Here is an 18155-nt window from a genome sequence, read left to right on the forward strand (position 1 = left end):
CGGAACAGATCCGGGGATCCTTGGATGACCACGACCGACATCACCCGCGCCGACCCGACGCTGCCGACGGTGGCCCGCGAGACGGCACTGAGCGAGGCCGACCTCGCCGCCCTGCGCCGGGCGGTGCAGACGCTGGAGCGGCCGAGCCTGGCGGCGCGCCTCTCGGCGGCCGCGGGGGCCCCCCTGGACATCATCGGGCGCTCGCTGCCGGCCCCCGTGACGGAGGTGGTCAGCCGCAGCACCGAGGCCGCCATGCGCGGGGCGCTCCGGGTCGCCCTGGCGACGCTGCCCCGCGCGGAACTCGCGCCCGCCACGGCGGGCGAGGCCGTCGGCACGGCAACCGCCAAGGCGGAGAGCCGCATCACGCGGCTCCTCGGCTCGGGCGACGCCAAGCACAAGGCGTTTGCCGCACTCTCCGGCGCCCTCGGCGGCGCGTTCGGCCTCTCGACCCTGGCGGTCGAACTCCCGGTCTCGACGACGCTGATGCTCCGCTCGATCGCCGAGATCGCCCGCGAGGAGGGCGAGGATCTGGGGACGCCCGAGGGCGCGCTCGCCTGCGTGCAGGTCTTCGCCCTGGGCGGCCGGGCGACGGCGGCGACGGAAGCGGGTTCGGCGCTCACCGAGAGCGGCTACTTCGCGGTCCGCGCAGCCCTGGCGAAGACCCTGGCGGAAGCCGCCCGCTACGCCGGCAGCAAAACACTCCTCGACCAATCCGCCCCCGCGCTGATCCGGTTCACAGCGCAGATCGCGGCGCGGTTCGGCCTCGTCGTGTCGCAGAAGGTCGCCGCGCAGGCGGTGCCGATCCTAGGAGCGTTCGGGGGTGCGGCCGTCAACACCGCCTTCATGAACCATTTCCAGGCGACGGCGCGCGCCCATTTCACGGTCCGGCGCCTGGAGCGGACCTACGGGGCGGCCGCCGTGCGCGCGGCCTACGAGCTCGAGAAGGCCGCGCTCGGGATCAGTTGACAGACCGGCCCATGATCGTCCGGGATCGGCGGATGCCGCGCCGTGCGGACGGGGGGAGGCGGTCGTGATCGGCAACGGCGAGATGGTGGCGCGGCTGGCGCTGGCGGCGCTGTTCGGCAGCGTGATCGGCCTGGAGCGCGAGCGCCTCCTCTGGGCAGCGGGCCTGCGGACCCACATGCTGGTCTGCGTCGGCTCCTGCCTGATCATGCTGGTCTCGGCCTTCGGCTTCGGCGACGTGCTGGGCGCCGACCACATCGTGCTCGATCCCTCCCGTATCGCCGCCCAGGTGGTGTCGGGGATTGGCTTCCTCGGTGCTGGCACGATCCTGCTGCGCGGCGAGGTGGTGAAGGGCCTCACCACGGCGGCGAGCCTCTGGGGTGTGGCGGCGATCGGGCTCGCGATCGGCAGCGGGCTCTACGTGCCGGCGCTCGCCACGACGGCGCTCATCGTCGGCATCCTGGCCGGCGTGAAGCCGTTCGAGGAGCGCTGGCGCGACCGGATGCGGGTTCAGACATTGCGGCTGACCGTGCGCACGGGCACGATGTCGATCGATACGATCCAGACGGCCACCGGCGCGCGTGCGTCCCGGGTGCGGACCTTCACGGTCCGCCCCAGCGCGAATCCGGATTACGACGACGTCACCGTCACCTTCGTGCGCCTGTCGCGGACCAGCGTCGCGGAGATCGCCGCGACGCTGCGGGCGATGCCGGATGTCACCGCGGTCGAGGAGGGCGCGGACTGAGCGGTCACGCTGCCGAGATGGTCTCGCCGTCGAGGAACAGGCGGTAGGCCGGGTTCTCGGTCTCGTCGGTGGCCGGGTAGCCCAGCGCCTCGATGACCGCGTCGAACCGCGCCCGCTCGCCCGGGGGAACCGCGATGCCGGCGAGCACGCGGCCGTAATCGGCGCCGTGGTTGCGGTAGTGGAACAGCGTGATGTCGAAGTCCGGGCCGAGCGCGTCGAGGAACTTCATCAGCGCGCCGGGCCGCTCCGGGAACTGGAAGCGGAACAGCCGCTCGTGCGCGACGCCCACGGCCCGGCCGCCCACCATGTAGCGGACATGGACCTTGGCCATCTCGTTGTCGCTCATGTCGAGGACGTGGTAGCCGGCCTCGCGCAGGGAGCCGATCAGCGACTGCTTCTCGCGCTTGCCGTCGGTCAGGTTGATGCCGACGAAGATCTGCGCCTCGTTGCCCGGGGCGTGGCGGTAGTTGAACTCGGTGATGGCGCGCGGCCCCAGGGCGTTGATGAACGCCCGGTAGGCGCCGGGCCGCTCCGGGATCGAGACGCCGATCAGCACCTCCCGCTGCTCGCCGATCTCCGCCCGCTCGGCGATGTGGCGCAGGCGGTCGAAATTGAGATTCGCCCCCGACGAGATCGCGATCAGCGTGCCGGTGCCGCCCTCGCGCTCGGCATAGAGCTTGGCACCGGCGAGACTCAGCGCGCCGGAGGGCTCCGACACGGCTCGCGTATCGTCGAAGATGTCCTTGACGGCCGCGCACATCGCGTCGGTGTCGACCGTGATGACCCCGTCGAGGTGCGCGCGGCAGAGGCGGAAGGTCTCCTCGCCGGCCTGCCGCACCGCGACGCCGTCTGCGAACAGGCCGACCGAGGGCAGGCTGACCCGGGTGCCGGCGGCGAGCGCCGCGGCCATGCAGGCGGCATCCTCCGGCTCGACGCCGATCACTTTCGTGCCCGGCCGCAGGTATTTCACGAAGGTGGCGATGCCGGCCGCGAGCCCGCCGCCCCCGACAGGCACGAAGATCGCCTCGATCGGGCCGGTATGCTGCTCCAGGATCTCCTTGCCGATCGTGCCCTGGCCGGCGATCACCTCGGGGTCGTCGAACGGGTGCAGGAAGGTCAGGCCCTGCTCGGCTTCGAGGATCTTCGCCTGCGCCAGCGCCTCGTCGAAGGCGTCGCCGTGCAGCACGACCTCGGCGCCGCGGGCCCGGCAGGCATCGATCTTGATGGAGGGTGTGGTGCGCGGCATCACGATCACGGCCCGCGCGCCGAGCTTGGCCGCGGCGAGCGAGACCCCCTGGGCATGATTGCCCGCCGAGGCGCAGACCACGCCGCGGGCGATCTGGTCCGGGCTCAAGCCCGACATCTTGTTGTAGGCGCCGCGCAGCTTGAATGAGAAGACCGGCTGCAGATCCTCGCGCTTCAGCAGCACCGGGCGACCGAGGCGCTGCGTGAGGCGCGGCATCGGATCGAGCGGGCTCTCGATCGCCACGTCGTAGACGCGGGCGGTGAGGATCTTGCGGATGTAGTCCGTCACGGGGCGGATTCTCGGGCGGTGTGCGAGGGGATGAGCGGCAGATAGACCCTTACGCAGAGAGATGCGAGCGGCGAACCTGTTCAGGTCAGATGGCGCGTCCAATCCTGACGACCGTACAACACGCGAACGATCAGGATGCCGTCCTCCTCCTCGACGTAGGCGACGACATGCGCGCGATAAGGATACAGCCGCACCGGCCGGACGAATTCTTCACGAAGACGGGCCATCTTCGGCCTTTCTTCGAGCAGGGAGAACAGGGCCCTCAGTCCGGCGTAATAGCGTTCGGCATGCCCGCGTCCGAACTTGGCGGCTCCGGTCATGTAGATCTCGACGAGATCCGAATTCGCCCGCCGTGTCGTCCGGATTGTCACGGACGCCGCATGTCCCGCGTGCGCTCCCGGGCCTCGGCAAGAACATCATCCAACGACGATGCGCTGATACCGCTGTCGAACCCCTCGGTGATCAGCGCTTGAATCTGCGCGAGACTGTCGCTCCGCTCCTGATCCTGGCGAATCAGGTCGCGGACATAATCGCTGGCGCTGTTGAAGCGGCCGCTCGTGGCCTGGGCTTCGACCCAATCCTTCATAGCTTCGGACAACGATACATTCACGTTCGCCATGTCGAACCGCCTCCCGCATCAGGGAAGATGGCAAGGATTCTGGATCGTTACCAGGGACAGGCCAACGTCGAGACGACGTCACATCGCGGTTGGGTCAGCCCACCCGCTCGACCAGCGCGGCCACCCACACCAGCAGCGCCGCCACCTGCGCCATGAAGGTCCCCGCCGAGGCGAGATCCTTCACCCGGCCGATCATCGGGTGGTGACTCGGATGGACGTGGTCGCACAGCTTCTCGACGGCGGTGTTGAGGAATTCCGCGGCCAGCATCAGCAGCAGGCTCACCATCAGCGCGACGCGCACCCACAGGGTCTCGCCGAGCAGCAGCGCGACCGGCACGCCGACCGCCAGCAGCACCAGTTCCTGCCGGACCGCCCGCTCGGTGCGCGCCCCGTGGCGCAGGCCGCGCCACGAATTGAGGAAGGCGAGGATCAGGGCGTTCATCAGGCCGCCCCCTCGGGCACGGACCGGCTGATCCACTTCGCCAGCAGCGGGCCGGTGAGCAGGACCACGAACAGGCGCAGGGTCTGCACCGCCAGCACGAAGGAGACGTCCGCCTTCGAGCCGACCGCGATGATCGCGACCGAGTCGAGGCCCCCCGGGCTCGTGGCGAGCACCGCGGTGAGCAGGTCGATCGGCAGCAGCAGGGTCAGGCCCCAGCCCCAGGCGGCGCAGAGCGCGATCACCGAGAAGGTCGCCGTCAGGATCCCAGGAAGCGCCGCGAAGGTCAAACGCAGGGTCTCGCGGGTGAAGCGCAGGCCGACATAGATACCGATGCAGGCATAGGCGAGTTCGAGAAGCGGCACCGGCAGGGCCATCCGGACGAGGCCCGTGGCATGGAGCAGGCTCCCCAGCACCATCGGCCCGACCTGGGCCCCCGCCGGCACCCGCAGGGCTAGGGCCGCGCCGGCGCCGATCACCGCCACCGCGAGGGTCGCCAGGAGGGACAGGGGCTCGATCGCCTCGGCGCCGCCGGCCGCGCCGGCCGCGGGCGGGTTCACCATCAGGAAGCGGGCGGCGAGTGAGGCCGAAAAGACGACCGCGGCGACGCGCACGTACTGCATGAAGGCCACGAGCCGCGGATCCGCGCCGAAATCCTCGGCCATCGCCACCATGGCGGAGGCGCCGCCGGGTGAGGATCCCCAGGCCGCGGTGGTGCCGGGGAGCACCCGCAGGCGGGTGAGGACCCAGCCGACGACGCCGCTGACCGCCACGGTTACCAGCACGACGGCGACGATGAGCGGGCCGTCCTCCAGCAGGGTCTGGGCGATCTGACCGGTGACGGCGTGGGCCACGAGGCAGCCGATCATCGCCTGTGAGGCCTGGAAGGCGGGACGTGGCACGTGGAGCCGCGACCCGCCCACCCCGAACGCGATCGCCCCGATCATCGGCCCGAGCAGCAGCGCCGCCGGGAACTGCGCGCGCATCAGACCGTACGAGACGGCCGCGGACACGACGACGAGGGCGGCCCAGAGGCCGAGGGTGCGGAAGGAGGGCACGGCGATCGCGGGAGGATTTGCCCGCATGGAAGATCGGGCTTCGGCCGCGCGCTACACTGGAATATTGGCCCTGTCACGGCAAAGATTCGGCACGGCGGCCCCGCGCGGGTATCAAGGCTCGTAGGACAGGGCAATCCCGTCCCGGCAGGCTGCGGTCCCGGGCGGCGCGTGCGCCCGGAAGAAGGCCGCCAAGCGCGACAGGCCGGGCGCGCGGGGATCGCTCGACCGCCAGGCTAGCGCGATGGTGCGGCCGGGACCATCGACATCGAAGGCCCGTGTCACGGTCAGGCCGGTCGGATCGGGTCCGGACGGCACCGCGAGGGCGGGGAGCAGCGTATAGCCGGTGCCGGCCGCCACCATCGAGCGCAGGGTCTCCAGGCTCGTGGCATGGCGGCCGACCGAGGAACCTGCCCCGCAGGCGGCGATCGCCTGATCGCGCAGGCAGTTGCCCTCGTCGAGGAGCAGGAGGTCCGGCCCGGCGATCTCGGTGGCCGAGAGGGCGCCGCCGCGGGCAAGCGCATGCTCGGCCGGGCAGGCGAGCCAGAACGGCTCGACGAAGAGCGGCGATACCGTCAGCCCGTGCTGGGCAACCGGCAGGGAGACGAGAGCCGCGTCGATCCGGCCGTCCCGCAGGCCCTCCACGATCCCGGCGGTTCGAGATTCCTGCAGCGAGAGCGTCAGCAGCGGATATTCCTCGCGCAGCGGCCGCAGCACCAGCGGGAAGAAATAGGGGCCGAGCGTCTGGATCGCCGCGAGGATCAGGCGGCCGGTCAGCGGCGAGCCGCGCCCCTCGCTCGCGAGCGCCAGCAGCCGCTGCGCCTCCGCCAGGACCACGCGCGCCTGCCGAACGATCACCTGCCCCACCTCGGTCAGCAGGATCCGGCGCTTCGAGCGCTCGAACAAAACGACACCGAGGGCCGTTTCCAGCTTGCGGACCTGCACGCTCAGCGTCGGCTGGCTGATGTTGCACCGTTCCGCCGCCCGGCCGAAATGGCCTTCGTCGGCGATGGCGATGACGTATTCCAGGTCACGCAGGGACAGGCCGGCCAGATTCATAGACCGCATCTATCACAGTGTTTGTGACGATGCATTTGCTTCGGCATCGTGCCGGGGTCATAACCTGTCACGAGAACGGTTCCAGGCTGGCTCCGCTGTCCCCTCGGAACCCTCGCATACGGAGAGACGGTACGCATGAGCGATCAACGCCCGATCCTGACCACCCGCCAGGGCCATCCGGTCCGCGACAACCAGAGCACCCGCACGGTCGGCGAGCGCGGGCCCGCGACGCTCGAGAACTACCAGTTCATCGAGAAGATCACCCACTTCGACCGTGAGCGGATCCCGGAGCGCGTCGTCCACGCCCGCGGTGCCGGCGCCCACGGCTATTTCGAGGCCTATGGCAAGATCGGCAACGAGCCCGCCTCCAAGTACACCCGCGCCCGCGTCCTGAACGAGACCGGCGTGAAGACCCCGATGTTCGTCCGCTTCTCGACCGTCGCGGGCGCCAAGGAGAGCCCGGAGACCGAGCGCGACCCGCGTGGCTTCGCGGTGAAGTTCAAGACCGTCGACGGCAATTGGGACCTCGTGGGCAACAACCTCAAGGTTTTCTTCATCCGCGACGCGATCAAGTTCCCCGACATGATCCACGCGTTCAAGCCGGATCCGGTGACGAACCGCCAGGAGGCGTGGCGCTTCTTCGACTTCGTGGCGCAGCACCCCGAGTCGATCCACATGGTGACGCACCTCAAGTCACCCTGGGGCATCCCGGCCAATTACCGCGAGATGGAAGGCTCGGGCGTCAACACCTACAAGCTGGTCAACGACCAGGGTGAAGCGGTGCTGTGCAAGTTCCACTGGATCCCGAAGCAGGGTGTCCGGAACCTGACCTCGCAGCAGGCATCGGAGATCCAGGCCAAGGATGTCGGCCATTCGACCCGCGACCTGTACGACAACATCAAGGCCGGCAACTTCCCCGAGTGGGAATTCGCCGTGCAGATCATGCCGGACGGCCCGAACGATCACCTGTCGTTCGACCCGCTGGACGACACGAAGCTGTGGCCGGTGGACCAGTTCCCGCTGCTGCCCTGCGGCCGCATGGTGCTCGACCGGGTGCCGGACAACTTCTTCGCCGAGGTCGAGCAGTCGGCTTTCGGCACCGGCGTGCTGGTCGACGGCATCGACTTCTCGGACGACAAGATGCTGCAGGGCCGGACGCTGTCCTACTCGGACACGCAGCGCTACCGCGTCGGGGCCAACTACCTGCAGCTGCCGATCAACGCGCCGCAGCCCGGCGTGAAGGTCTACTCGAACCAGCGGGACGGCCAGATGACCTACGGGGTCGACGGGACCGGGCCGAACAAGCACATCAACTACGAGCCCTCGACCCTGGCCGAGGGCCTGCGCGAGGCTGCGAAGCCCGCGAGGGACTATCACCAGCCGGTGGAGGGCAATCTCGGCCGCTATCAGACCTCGCGGACCGAGGACGACTACACCCAGGCGGGCGTCCGGTACCGCTCGTTCCAGGATTGGGAGCGCGACGACCTGATCGCCAACCTGGTCGGCGACATGAAGCAGTGCCCGGAGCCGATCCAGCTGCGGATGGTCTGGCACTTCTGGCACGCGGACGAGGATTACGGCCGGCGTGTCGCGGAGGGTGCGGGCATCGATCTGGAGAAGGCCAAGGCCCTGCCGCCGCTGCCGGGCCGCGCCGCCCCGGGCAAGCGCCTGCAGTCCGAGACCTACACGGACGGCTCGCAGGCCCACCGGGTCGCCGCGGAGTAGGTCTATCTCAAGCGCCGATTGACGAGAGGCCCCGCGAGCATCGCTCGCGGGGCCTTCTCTTTGGGCAGGACGCTGGAGTATCGGCGGCAGAAGTCCGATCCAACTCAATCCCTCTCCGGCTGAGGTGCCGGAGCGTGCGATGTCGGGCGGGCGACGCGGCTGCCGATTTCCCACCCGCCATGCTGCCCCCTCACGGGCAGCGGCGACGGATGTGGCCCTTGCCGATATAGGTCCGTGTCCTGGGGTCGTAAGTCTTGAACCGCCGCGCGCAGTCCGCGATCGCGGCGGGATCGTCCGTCGCCACCTCTGTCTCGACCGGCACCGCGACCGGGGCCCCGTAAACCGGTGGCGTGTAGACGGCGTCACCGTCGTACCAGGGATCACCGTAGCTGCCGAACAATCCGCCGAGGCCCAAGCCCAGCCCGAACCCGCCGACTCCGTAACGGTAGTCAAAGTCGCGCCGCCGCCAGGTGCGATACACGTAGGGCCGCGGGCCGACGAAGCCGGGCCAGCCAAAGCCGCCGGGCGCGATGCCGGGCCGGACGGGTCCGAGCGGCCGGTCCGCTTCACCCTGAGATTCGCGCCGGCGCTCGCCCGCGAGGGGTTCTTCGAGGGGCTGGCGGAATTCGCCGCGGCGGGCCGCCTCTCGGACGCCGCGGCCATGGACGACCTGATGCTGGGCTACGATCAGGAGCCGCTGGCCGGGCTGGACGGCTGGAGCGCGCCCAATGGCTGAGAGGCCGGCCCGCGGGGCTCCGGCTCCGCCGCGCTGACCTTGCGGTCGCGGCCCGCCGCGAGGCCGATCAGGATCGCCGCGGCGGCGATCCCGACGAACAGGACGCCCGGGACACCCCACCCCCCCGTCGCCTCGTGGGCGAGCCCGAAGACCAGCGGGCCGAGGCAGGCCCCCGAATAGCCGATGCCCTGCGCCATGGCCGACAGACCCGCCGCGCTCGCCGCATCCGCCGCGCGCAACACGATCAGGGTCAGCCCGAGGCCGAAGCAGCCGCCGATCCCGAAACCCAGCGCGCAGGCAGCCGGGATGCGCAGGGAGGCCGCCCCGAAGGCGACGACCAGGAAGGCGATTGCGGTCAAGCCCGGGATCGCGACGATCCAGCCTCGCTGATCGCGGGCGCGGGCGGCCAGCGTGGCGGTGATCAAAGCCCCGGGGGCCTGGATCAGCGTCGTCAGCGAGGCGAACAGGCCGGCATCCAGCGGGGACAGCCCGCGCCCCTGCAGCAGCAGAGGCAGCCAGCCGAACAGGATGTAGGCGAGGGCGGATTGCAGGCCCATGAAGCCCGTCACCCACCACGCGAGGGGGTTGCGCAACAGCCGCCCGGCCGAGGGCGCGACCCGCGCGCTCGGCCGCCGGGCGAACGGGATCCAGAACAGGCCGGCGACCAGCGCCGGCAGCGCCCAGATCGCCAGAGCCGAGGGCCAGCCGCCGCCGAGGGTATGCTCGACCGGCACCGCCGCACCCGCCCCGGCCGCGGCGCCGAGGCAGAGCGTCATGGTGTAGAGCCCGGTCATCAGGCCGCTGCTGCCGGCGAAATCGCGCTTCACCAGGGCGGGCAGCAGCACGTTGTCGAGGCCGATGCCGATGGCGGCGAGCGCCGTCCCGGCAAAGAGCGGGACCAGGCCGCCGAGACCGCGCAGCGCCAGCCCGGCCGCCAGGATGGCGGTGCCCGCCAGCACCGCGAGATCGGCCCCGATCCGCCGGATCAGCGGGGCCGCCAGCGCACAGGCGATGCCGAGGCACAGGACCGGCAGGGTGGTGAGGATCGCGGCCCCGCCCGCACCGAGGCCGGTGCCGTCCCGGATGATCGCCAGCAGGGGGCCGACCGTGCTGAGAGCCGGCCGCAGGTTGAACGCGACCAGCATCAGCGCGAGGGCGAGGAGGATCCGGCGCGCTCGAGCGGGTTCCGCGCTCATGCTTGCCGCCCCGCGGCCAGAGCTCCGACAAGGCAGGCGGCGAGCATCGCCGCGAAGGCCGCGTCGCCGAACCGGCCGTACAGGGTGCCGCCGACGATGCGCGCCGGCAGGTCGGCATCGAGCCAGGTCTCCTTGTCGAGCGGCGTCTCGGCGACGATGCGGCCGTGCGGGTCGATCACCGCGGAGATCCCGGTATTGGCGTCGCGGACCAGGGGCAGACCCTCCTCGACGGCGCGCAGGCGCGCCTGCGCAAGGTGCTGGCGCGGGCCCGGCGTATCGCCGAACCATGCGTCGTTGGTGACGTTCAGGATCAGCCCCGGGGGATGGGCCGCGGATGCGGCATGACCGGCCGGCAGGATCGCACCGGGAAAGATCGCCTCGTAGCAAATCGTCGCCGCCGCCGGCGGCAGGCCGGGCACGGCCAGGATCCTTTGCGCGGCGCGCGCGCCCGGGGTGAAGCCGCCGGGAATCGCCACGAACTGACGCAGGCCGAGCGCCCGCAGGGCGGCATCGAGGGGTGCGGGCAGGTACTCGCCGAACGGGACGAGGTGGACCTTGTCGTAGCTGTCGGAGATTTTTCCGTCGGGCTCGATCACCAGGATCGCGTTGAAGTAGCGCAGCCGCTCGCCCGGCAGCGGCTCCTCGGCCCGGGCCGCGCCGGTCACGAGGTGCTGGCCGGGCTTGAGGGCGGCCGCGACCTTGGCCAAAGCGTCGGGATCGCGCTGGATCAGGAACGGAAAGGCGGATTCCGGCCACACGATGTGGGTCGGTTCAGGCGCGCCGGCCGCGACCGGGCGCTGGCTGAGTTCGAGGTACCGATCGACGATGTCGGCGCGGTTCTCGGGGCGGAACTTGGCGTCCTGCGGCAGGTTCGGCTGGACGAGGCGCAGGCGAACGCCCGCCACCACCGGATCCGGCGGCCCCAGGCGTTCGGCGCCGAACAGGGCGAGACCGGCGAGCAGGAACGCGGCGGCCACGCTGGGGCCGAAGCGGCTGCGCGGATGCGAGCCGGTGGCGAGCGTCGCGGGCGCCGCGCAGATCAGGATCGCCAGCACGGCGAGGCCGTAGAGGCCGATCTCGGCGGACCATTGCATCAGCCACAGATTCTGGGCGAGGGCCATGCCGAGGGTGTTCCACGGGAAGCCCGTGAACAGGTGGCCGCGCAGCCATTCGGCTGCCCCGACCCCGAAGGCGAGCGCCGCGATCCGCGCTGGCCCGCCGCGCCACAGCAGACCTGCAGCGCCAAAACCCGCGCCGTAGAACAGGCCGAGCCCGAAGGGCAAGCCGACGACGCCGAGCGGAAGCGCCCAGAGGAACTCGTCGGCCTCCACCAGGAAGGCCTGCCCCAGCCACCACAGGCCGGCGGTGAGATAGCCGAAACCCCAGGCCCAGCCGATCAGAAAACAGGGCCAGACCCGCCGCAGGGCAGGGCGGTCCGCAGCCGCCCCGTCCATCAACCACACTGCGACGGTCAGGGAGCCCACCAGGGCCGGCAGCATGCCGTAGGGCGGCATCGCCAGCGCGCCCAGCGCGCCCGCGAGCCACGCCAGCCCGAGGCGGCGCCATCCGGTCAGGCGGGCGATCGCCAGGACGAATCGCGGCGCCGGCTCGCGCATCGGCGCGCCCGGCGCCGCGGGAGCCCGGGCGAAAAAACCCTCCGCCACGCGCGTCACGCCGGAACCGTCACAGGTGCGGCGTCTCGGCGGCCGGCGGATTGGCATTGGAGGGCGGGGGCAGGGCGAGGGGCACGACGGCGCCGATCCGCGCCGCGCCCTTATGGAAGCGCAGCCGCTTCAGGCGGCGGGGATCCGCGTCGAGCACCTCGAACTCCAGATTCCCCGGGCCGGCAATCAGTTCGCCCCGTGAGGGGACGCGGCCGGCCAGCGTCACGATCATGCCGCCGAGCGTGTCGATCTCCTCGGCCATCTCGCCGACCGCCGCGGCCAGATCGACGCCGGTCGCCTCCGACACCTCGGCGAGCGGCGTGCGCGCGTCGGCCACGAAGACCTCGCCCTCGCCATCGACGCGCTGGACATAACTGGCCTCCGCGACGTCATGCTCGTCCTCGATGTCGCCGACCACCACCTCGATCAGATCCTCGATGGAGATCAGCCCGTCGGTGCCGCCGTATTCGTCGATGACCAGCGCCATGTGGGTGCGCGTGGCCTGCATCCGCACCAGCAGGTCGATCGCCGGCATGGAGGGGGGCACGAACAGGACGGGCCGCTGGATGCGGGCCGCCGCCAGGGTCGTGCTCAGATCGACCTTGCCGAGGTCGAGGCTGCGCGGAAGCCGCGGTGCCGGGCGGCGGACGCGCGGCGCGGCCGCCGCGTCGGGCGTTCCGTCGCCGGACGGTTCAGTGGCCTTGGCCGCCGGAACGCTGCGCCGGGTCGGCTCGGCCTTGGCGGCGATGTGGTCGACGAGGTCGCGGATGTGGACCATGCCGCGGGGATCGTCGAGGGTCTCGCCGTAGACCGGCAGGCGGGAATGGCCCGCGGTACGGAACAGCTTGAGCAGGTCGCCGAGGTTCGTCTCGTTCGAGACGGCGACGATGTCGGCCCGGGGGACCATCACGTCGTCGACCCGCACCTTGTGCAGGCCCAGCACGTTCTTGAGCATCACGCGCTCGAGCGGGCTGAGCCCGCTCTCACCGGCATCCGGCTCCGCCAGCGCCTCCTCAAGCCCCTCGCGCAGCGAATCGCGCGGCTTGAGGTGAAGCGCCTGAAGCAGGCGATCGTACCAGGGCTCCCGATTCTGGGACTCGCCCTCGGTGGAACTGGGCGCGGCCAGGGCCGCGCCGCGACTTCGATCGTTGCTCATGTCTCTCGGGTCTGGGGTCGCTCGGACGTCGCGCGCTCAGGCATAGGGATCCGGGATGCCGAGGGTCGCGAGGGCCGCGACTTCGAGGGATTCCATGGCCTCGGCCTCGGCCTCGCCGATCTCGTGGTCCTGACCGAGACAATGCAGGGTGCCATGGACGAGGAGGTGGGCGAGGTGATTCTGGAGCGGCTTCGACTGCTCCGCACTCTCGCGCACCAGGGTCTCGTACGCAAGGACCACGTCGCCGAGCGGCGTCGCGACCTGCGCATGGCGCGGCTGCGGGGCGGCCGGGAACGACAGGACGTTGGTGGGCTTGTCCTTGCCGCGCCACGTCCTGTTCAGCTCCTGAACGGCGGCATCGTCGGTCAGGAGGATGCTGACTTCCACTGGACCGTCCGGCTTCTCAGCGGCGCATGCGAGCCCCGCCCCCACCGCGCGGATGACGAGGGCTTCGAGGCCGGGGATCGCGGTCTCCCAGCGTTCGTCCTCGACGGCGAGGTCGATTTCATTGTCGGTCATGATCACACCAGCGGGCGCCGCCGGGGGTTCGGGTTGCGGTCGGCCTCGCTCGCACCGTGGGCGGCGGATTCGTAGGCGGTGACGATCCGGCGCACGAGGTCGTGGCGGACCACATCGACGTCCTTGAAGCGCACGTGCCCGATCCCCTCGACGCCCTCCAGCACGCCGACCGCCTCCACGAGGCCCGACTTCTGGCCCGGCGGCAGGTCGATCTGGCTCGGATCGCCCGTGATGATCATGCGCGAGCCCTCGCCAAGCCGCGTGAGGAACATCTTCATCTGCATGGAGGTCGTGTTCTGCGCCTCGTCGAGCAGCACCACGGCGTTGGTCAGGGTCCGCCCGCGCATGAAAGCGAGCGGGGCGATCTCGATCGTGCCGGTCTGCAGGCCGCGGTCGACGTGGCGCGCCTCCATGAAGTCGTAGAGGGCGTCGTAGATCGGGCGCAGGTAGGGATCGACCTTCTCGCGCATGTCGCCCGGCAGGAAGCCCAGCCGCTCGCCGGCCTCGACCGCGGGACGCGACAGGATCAGCCGCTCGGCGTGGCCCTGCTCCAGCAACGAGACCGCGTGGCCGACGGCGAGCCAGGTCTTGCCGGTCCCGGCCGGCCCCTCGGCGAAGACCAGCTCGTTGGTGCGCAGCAGCTTGATGTAGGCGTCCTGCGCGGGGTTGCGCGCCCGCACGGCCCCGCGCTTGCGGGTGGCGATCTGCTCGAAATGCGGCTTGTCGGCCTCGGCCGCGATCGTCTCGGCCGGGAACAGGATCGCCTGCGCGGTGGCCTCGCGGATCGCGCCGTCGACGTCGCCGAGCGTCAGCGTGCTGCCGCCCGTCCGCACCCGCGCGTAGAGCTTCTGGAAGACCCGCCGCGCCTTCTCGGCGGCGTCGGGCGACCCCTTGATGACGAGGTGGTTGCCGAGCGCCGTCGCGGTGACGTCAAGCCGCCGCTCGATATGGGCGACGTTCTGGTCGTATTGCCCGAAGACGAGGCTCGCGAGGCGGTTGTCGTCGAAGGTCAGCGGCACCTCGACCGCCTCGTCCTGCCCGGCCGGCCGCACCGGTCCGCGCCCCTTCAGCGCGCCGCGCGCGCCCGCCCCGTCCGACGCGCTCAAGCCGCCATCCTCGTGTTACCTCTCACGCCGCCGCAGCCTCCGATACGAGCTCACCGAACAGGCTGTTGGTGCCCGCCTCGGTGATCCGCACCGGAACCACCGTCCCGATATGGTGGGGCGCGGCGTCGAACTGCACGGCGAGCAGGTGCGGCGTCTTGCCCGCGACCTGGCCCGGATGCCGCCCGGGCTTCTCCACCAGCACGTCGAACACCCGGCCCTGGGCCGCCCGCTGATAGGCATGGCGCTGGCCGTCGAGCAGCGTCTGCAGCTCGGCGAGCCGCGCCGCCATCACGGGTTCCGGCACCTGATCGCCCCGGTCGGCCGCCGGCGTGCCGGGGCGGGGGCTGTACTTGAACGAGAAGGCGCTCTCGAAGCCGACATCGCGCACCAGCCGCAGGGTGTCGGCGAAGTCGGCGTCGGCCTCGCCCGGGAAGCCGACGATGAAATCAGACGACAGGGCGATGTCCGGACGGACCGCGCGTACCCGGTCGATCAGGCGCCGGTATTGATCGCCGGTGTGCTTGCGGTTCATGGCGGCGAGGATCCGGTCCGAGCCCGACTGCACCGGCAGGTGCAGGTAGGGCATCAGGGCCGGCACCTCGGCATGCGCCCGGATCAGCGCGTCGTCGAAATCGTTCGGGTGGCTGGTCGTGTAGCGGATCCGCGCGATCCCGGGGATTTTCGATACCGCCCGCACCAGATCGGCGAGGCCGACCGGCGCGCCGTCCGCCCCCGCGCCGTGATACGCGTTGACGTTCTGGCCGATGAGCGTGACCTCGCGGACGCCGCCCTGGGCGAGCTTCTCCGCCTCGGCCAGCACAGCCAGCACCGACCGCGAGACCTCGGCGCCGCGGGTGTAGGGCACCACGCAGAAGGCGCAGAACTTGTCGCAGCCTTCCTGCACCGTGAGGAAGGCCGCAGGCCCGAGGGTGCGCCGCCGGGGCAGATGGTCGAACTTGTCCTCGACCGGGAATTCGGTGTCGACCACCCGGCGCTCGCGGGATCGGGCCAGGAGGTCGGGTAGCCGGTGGTAGCTCTGCGGGCCCACCACCACGTCGACGGCGGGCTGGCGCGCCTGGATCTCGGCGCCCTCGGCCTGGGCGACGCAGCCGGCCACGACGATGCGGGTGTCGAGCCCCCGCGCCCTGCGCTCAGTCTTGAGCACGCGCAGGCGGCCAAGCTCGGAATAGACCTTCTCGGCCGCCTTCTCGCGGATGTGGCAGGTGTTGAGGACGACGACGTCCGCATCCGCGACCGAATCGGTCGGCGCGTAGCCCTCGGCGCCCAGGACGTCGGCCATGCGGGCCGCGTCGTAGGCGTTCATCTGGCACCCGTAGGATTTGACGTAGGCCTTCTTCAACGCGCCCGTCCCGAACCGTCCGCTTGATCCTTGCGCCGGCCCTGCGGGGCCCGGCCTGCGGCCTGTAGCACGGATCGCGCGGGCCGTCGCGGCGCCTGAAACGCGACCGGCCGCCCGAGGGCGGCCGGTCCATGGTTGCGGAGGCGCGGGCCTCAGTGGGCGGCTGGCGCCGCCGCGGGCAGGTCGATGACCATGTGCTGGAAGAACGGCACGTAGGCCTGCAGCATCACGAAGCAGCCGACGAGGCAGGCCAGCGCGATCGAGTGCCAGAACACGAAGCGCAGGATCTTGCCCTCCTGGCCGAAATAGCCGGTGGCCGTGGAGGCGACGACGATCGACTGGGCGTCGATCATCTTGCCCATGACGCCGCCCGACGAGTTCGCCGCCGCCATGAGCACACCGGGCAAGCCGAGCTGCTCGGAGGTGATCCGCTGGAGGCCGCCGAACAGCACGTTCGAGGCCGTGTCCGACCCGGTGAGCGCCACGCCGAGCCAGCCGAGCAGCGTCCCGAAGAACGGGTAGAGGATCCCGGTCCCCGCGAAGGCGAGGCCCAGCGTGGCGTCGACGCCCGCGTAGCGGGTGAGGACGCCGAGCGCGAGCATCGCCGAGATCGTGATCAGCGAGTAGCGCAGCGCCCAGATCGTCTCGAAGTAGGCGGTGACGAGGCGCACCGGCGAGAAGCGCATGATCAGGCCGGAGATGATGGCGGCGATCAGCACGCCGGTGCCGGTGAACGACATGTAGGTGAACAGGAAGACCGCGCCCTCCGGGGCGGGCTTCGGCACCACCGGCGGCACCTTCATGATCAGGTTGTGCAGGCCCGGCACCTCATACTTCCAGGTGAAGATCGGGTTGACGATACCCTTGAACCAGCCGGTGCCCCAGATGGCCACGATGATCGAGAGGATGATCCACGGCATCCAGGCCATCAGGATCTCGCCCTGCGAGGCCGTGCGAGCCCCGATATGGACCGGGGGCGAGCCCGGGACGCCGGCGCCCAGCGCCACCGGGCGCGGGCCGGCCACGGCGAGCGACGGGTCGTGCCCGCGCAGGGCCGGCGACGTCCAGATCTCGCGCGGATGCCAGACCTTCAGGAACAGCACGAGGGCGAGCATCGAGGCCAGCGAGGCGCCGATATCGACGATCCAGGGGTTCACGTAATTGGAGATCAGGAACTGCGCCACCGCGAAGGAGGCGCCGCAGACCAGGATCGGGGGCCACACCCGGATCATGCCGCGGAAGCCCGCGAACACCCAGATCAGCCAGAACGGCACGATCAGCGAGAACAGGGGCAGCTGCCGGCCGATCATCGCGCCGAGGACCTCGGGCGCGTAGCCGGTGACCGAAGCGAGACCCTGGATCGGCGCGCCGAGCGCTCCGAAGGCCACCGGGGCGGTGTTGGCGATCAGCGACAGGCCGGAGGCGGCGAGCGGCGAGAAGCCGAGGCCGATCAGGATCGCGCCCGTGACGGCGACCGGGGTGCCGAAGCCGCCCGCGCCCTCGAAGAACGCGCCGAACGCGAAGGCGACCAGGAGCAATTGCAACCGCCGGTCGGCGGTAATGCCGGCCACCGATTGCTGGAGGATCGCGAACCAGCCCTTCTCCACCGTCAGACGGTAGAGGAAGATGACGTTGAGGATGATCCAGCCGATCGGGAAGAAGCCCGTGACCATCCCGAGGATCGCAGCGCGGCCGGCGAGGCCGGTCGGCATGCCGAAGCCCACGATGGCGACCAGCAGGGCGAGGCCGAGGGCGATGACAGCCGCGAGATGGGCTTTCACGCGCCCGCTGGCGATCATGGCGAGCAGTGCGATGACCGGCACTGAGGCGGCGAGCGTCGAGAGCCAAGCGCTCCCGAACGGATCGTAAACCTGATTCCAGGTTTGCACCGGGCGTCCTCCACAAATCCCGCCTGTTACGGGTTGTGGCCTAGCTAGCAGACAGGTTCAGGACGCTCAATGCGTTGCATCATGTATTCCAAGGCAATGGCGACGGATCTGAATGCGGTCGAAGATGGATTCGGCCGCACGTGCGACGAGATCCGCGCGGCGCGGAAATGACCTGACGCCCGAAGTGAGCTCGAACCCGACCGTGATCGACTTCTGCTGCGATCCGTAGTTTTCGTCCTTGGATCGGATCAATGGCGAAGCGGCCCGACGCCTACGGTCCGTTCAAAAGGCGATGTGGTTTGATGGGGGAAAGATCCTGAGGAGTCGAACACCGACATTACGATTGGCGTCGATCAATACGACCCAACTGACTGGCAGTCGGCGTCGTGC

At 70.5% G+C, this 18155-nt stretch carries 17 protein-coding genes; 3 read left to right on the plus strand and 14 right to left on the minus strand.

From position 1 onward, the window contains the following. Nucleotides 1–24: 24 nt before the first annotated feature. A complete protein-coding gene (locus MKK75_RS18050) occupies nucleotides 25–966 on the plus strand; it encodes an EcsC family protein (protein ID WP_244043911.1) in 942 nt (313 codons plus the stop codon). 82 nt (nucleotides 967–1048) lie between these two features. Continuing rightward, nucleotides 1049–1708, plus strand: a complete 660-nt coding sequence (locus MKK75_RS18055; protein ID WP_244044004.1) for an MgtC/SapB family protein — start codon at nucleotides 1049–1051, stop codon at nucleotides 1706–1708. A gap of 4 nt (nucleotides 1709–1712) precedes the next feature. On the opposite strand, the gene ilvA is transcribed toward MKK75_RS18055, so the two are convergent. From ilvA to MKK75_RS18085, 6 genes are all read right to left on the minus strand, one after another. After that, entirely contained in the window at nucleotides 1713–3299 is a 1587-nt protein-coding gene (ilvA, locus tag MKK75_RS18060) for a threonine ammonia-lyase, biosynthetic (protein ID WP_279593970.1), read from the minus strand. A 23-nt stretch (nucleotides 3300–3322) separates the two neighbouring features. Continuing rightward, nucleotides 3323–3562, minus strand: coding sequence for a type II toxin-antitoxin system RelE/ParE family toxin (locus tag MKK75_RS18065; protein WP_244043913.1), 240 nt, complete (start codon nucleotides 3560–3562; stop codon nucleotides 3323–3325). 47 nt (nucleotides 3563–3609) lie between these two features. Next, nucleotides 3610–3861 (minus strand): type II toxin-antitoxin system ParD family antitoxin, encoded by a 252-nt coding sequence (locus MKK75_RS18070; RefSeq protein ID WP_244043914.1) that lies wholly within the window; start codon nucleotides 3859–3861, stop codon nucleotides 3610–3612. A 94-nt stretch (nucleotides 3862–3955) separates the two neighbouring features. Next, entirely contained in the window at nucleotides 3956–4303 is a 348-nt protein-coding gene (locus MKK75_RS18075) for a diacylglycerol kinase (protein ID WP_244043915.1), read from the minus strand. Then, nucleotides 4303–5358 (minus strand): AbrB family transcriptional regulator, encoded by a 1056-nt coding sequence (locus tag MKK75_RS18080; protein WP_409567590.1) that lies wholly within the window; start codon nucleotides 5356–5358, stop codon nucleotides 4303–4305. Before MKK75_RS18080 ends, MKK75_RS18075 begins: the two co-directional genes overlap by 1 nt. A 111-nt stretch (nucleotides 5359–5469) precedes the next feature. Next, entirely contained in the window at nucleotides 5470–6414 is a 945-nt protein-coding gene (locus MKK75_RS18085) for a LysR substrate-binding domain-containing protein (RefSeq protein ID WP_244043917.1), read from the minus strand. Nucleotides 6415–6549: 135 nt separating this feature from the next. On the opposite strand from MKK75_RS18085, the gene MKK75_RS18090 reads away from it, so the two are divergent. Further along, nucleotides 6550–8139: a catalase gene (locus MKK75_RS18090; protein WP_244043918.1), complete on the plus strand. Its 1590-nt coding sequence runs from the start codon at nucleotides 6550–6552 to the stop codon at nucleotides 8137–8139. A 190-nt stretch (nucleotides 8140–8329) separates the two neighbouring features. Here MKK75_RS18090 and MKK75_RS18095 read toward each other — a convergent pair whose 3' ends face one another. The 8 genes from MKK75_RS18095 to MKK75_RS18130 all read right to left on the minus strand — a co-directional run bounded on the left by MKK75_RS18095 (nucleotide 8330) and on the right by MKK75_RS18130 (nucleotide 17765). Continuing rightward, nucleotides 8330–8620 (minus strand): BA14K family protein, encoded by a 291-nt coding sequence (locus MKK75_RS18095; protein WP_244043919.1) that lies wholly within the window; start codon nucleotides 8618–8620, stop codon nucleotides 8330–8332. 206 nt (nucleotides 8621–8826) lie between these two features. After that, on the minus strand, nucleotides 8827–10071 hold the full coding sequence (locus MKK75_RS18100; RefSeq protein ID WP_244043920.1) for an MFS transporter: 1245 nt from the start codon (nucleotides 10069–10071) through the stop codon (nucleotides 8827–8829). Beyond that, a complete protein-coding gene (gene lnt / locus MKK75_RS18105; protein ID WP_244044005.1) occupies nucleotides 10068–11687 on the minus strand; it encodes an apolipoprotein N-acyltransferase in 1620 nt (539 codons plus the stop codon). Before lnt ends, MKK75_RS18100 begins: the two co-directional genes overlap by 4 nt. Nucleotides 11688–11754: 67 nt before the next feature. Beyond that, nucleotides 11755–12891 carry a hemolysin family protein gene (locus MKK75_RS18110; RefSeq protein ID WP_244043921.1) on the minus strand — a complete coding sequence of 379 codons (1137 nt, stop codon included), beginning with the start codon at nucleotides 12889–12891 and terminating at the stop codon, nucleotides 11755–11757. A 36-nt stretch (nucleotides 12892–12927) separates the two neighbouring features. After that, entirely contained in the window at nucleotides 12928–13410 is a 483-nt protein-coding gene (gene ybeY, locus MKK75_RS18115; RefSeq protein ID WP_244043922.1) for an rRNA maturation RNase YbeY, read from the minus strand. A gap of 2 nt (nucleotides 13411–13412) precedes the next feature. After that, on the minus strand, nucleotides 13413–14516 hold the full coding sequence (locus tag MKK75_RS18120; RefSeq protein ID WP_409567586.1) for a PhoH family protein: 1104 nt from the start codon (nucleotides 14514–14516) through the stop codon (nucleotides 13413–13415). Between the two features lie 22 nt (nucleotides 14517–14538). Next, on the minus strand, nucleotides 14539–15876 hold the full coding sequence (gene miaB, locus MKK75_RS18125) for a tRNA (N6-isopentenyl adenosine(37)-C2)-methylthiotransferase MiaB (RefSeq protein WP_244043923.1): 1338 nt from the start codon (nucleotides 15874–15876) through the stop codon (nucleotides 14539–14541). Nucleotides 15877–16028: 152 nt separating this feature from the next. After that, nucleotides 16029–17765 (minus strand): L-lactate permease, encoded by a 1737-nt coding sequence (locus tag MKK75_RS18130; protein WP_244043924.1) that lies wholly within the window; start codon nucleotides 17763–17765, stop codon nucleotides 16029–16031. Nucleotides 17766–18155: the final 390 nt, after the last annotated feature.

It is taken from the genome of Methylobacterium sp. J-030, from assembly GCF_022829545.1.
Taxonomy (GTDB): domain Bacteria; phylum Pseudomonadota; class Alphaproteobacteria; order Rhizobiales; family Beijerinckiaceae; genus Methylobacterium.

What these genes read in the sequence shown, in the direction of transcription:
- MKK75_RS18050 (WP_244043911.1), top strand. Translation starts at nt 25, where the DNA reads ATGACCACGACCGACATCACCCGCGCCGACCCGACGCTGCCGACGGTG.
- MKK75_RS18055 (WP_244044004.1), top strand. Translation starts at nt 1,049, where the DNA reads ATGGTGGCGCGGCTGGCGCTGGCGGCGCTGTTCGGCAGCGTGATCGGC.
- MKK75_RS18065 (WP_244043913.1), bottom strand. Translation starts at nt 3,562, where the DNA reads ATGACCGGAGCCGCCAAGTTCGGACGCGGGCATGCCGAACGCTATTAC.
- MKK75_RS18070 (WP_244043914.1), bottom strand. Translation starts at nt 3,861, where the DNA reads ATGGCGAACGTGAATGTATCGTTGTCCGAAGCTATGAAGGATTGGGTC.
- MKK75_RS18075 (WP_244043915.1), bottom strand. Translation starts at nt 4,303, where the DNA reads ATGAACGCCCTGATCCTCGCCTTCCTCAATTCGTGGCGCGGCCTGCGC.
- MKK75_RS18085 (WP_244043917.1), bottom strand. Translation starts at nt 6,414, where the DNA reads ATGAATCTGGCCGGCCTGTCCCTGCGTGACCTGGAATACGTCATCGCC.
- MKK75_RS18090 (WP_244043918.1), top strand. Translation starts at nt 6,550, where the DNA reads ATGAGCGATCAACGCCCGATCCTGACCACCCGCCAGGGCCATCCGGTC.
- MKK75_RS18100 (WP_244043920.1), bottom strand. Translation starts at nt 10,071, where the DNA reads ATGAGCGCGGAACCCGCTCGAGCGCGCCGGATCCTCCTCGCCCTCGCG.
- lnt (WP_244044005.1), bottom strand. Translation starts at nt 11,687, where the DNA reads ATGCGCGAGCCGGCGCCGCGATTCGTCCTGGCGATCGCCCGCCTGACC.
- MKK75_RS18110 (WP_244043921.1), bottom strand. Translation starts at nt 12,891, where the DNA reads ATGAGCAACGATCGAAGTCGCGGCGCGGCCCTGGCCGCGCCCAGTTCC.
- ybeY (WP_244043922.1), bottom strand. Translation starts at nt 13,410, where the DNA reads ATGACCGACAATGAAATCGACCTCGCCGTCGAGGACGAACGCTGGGAG.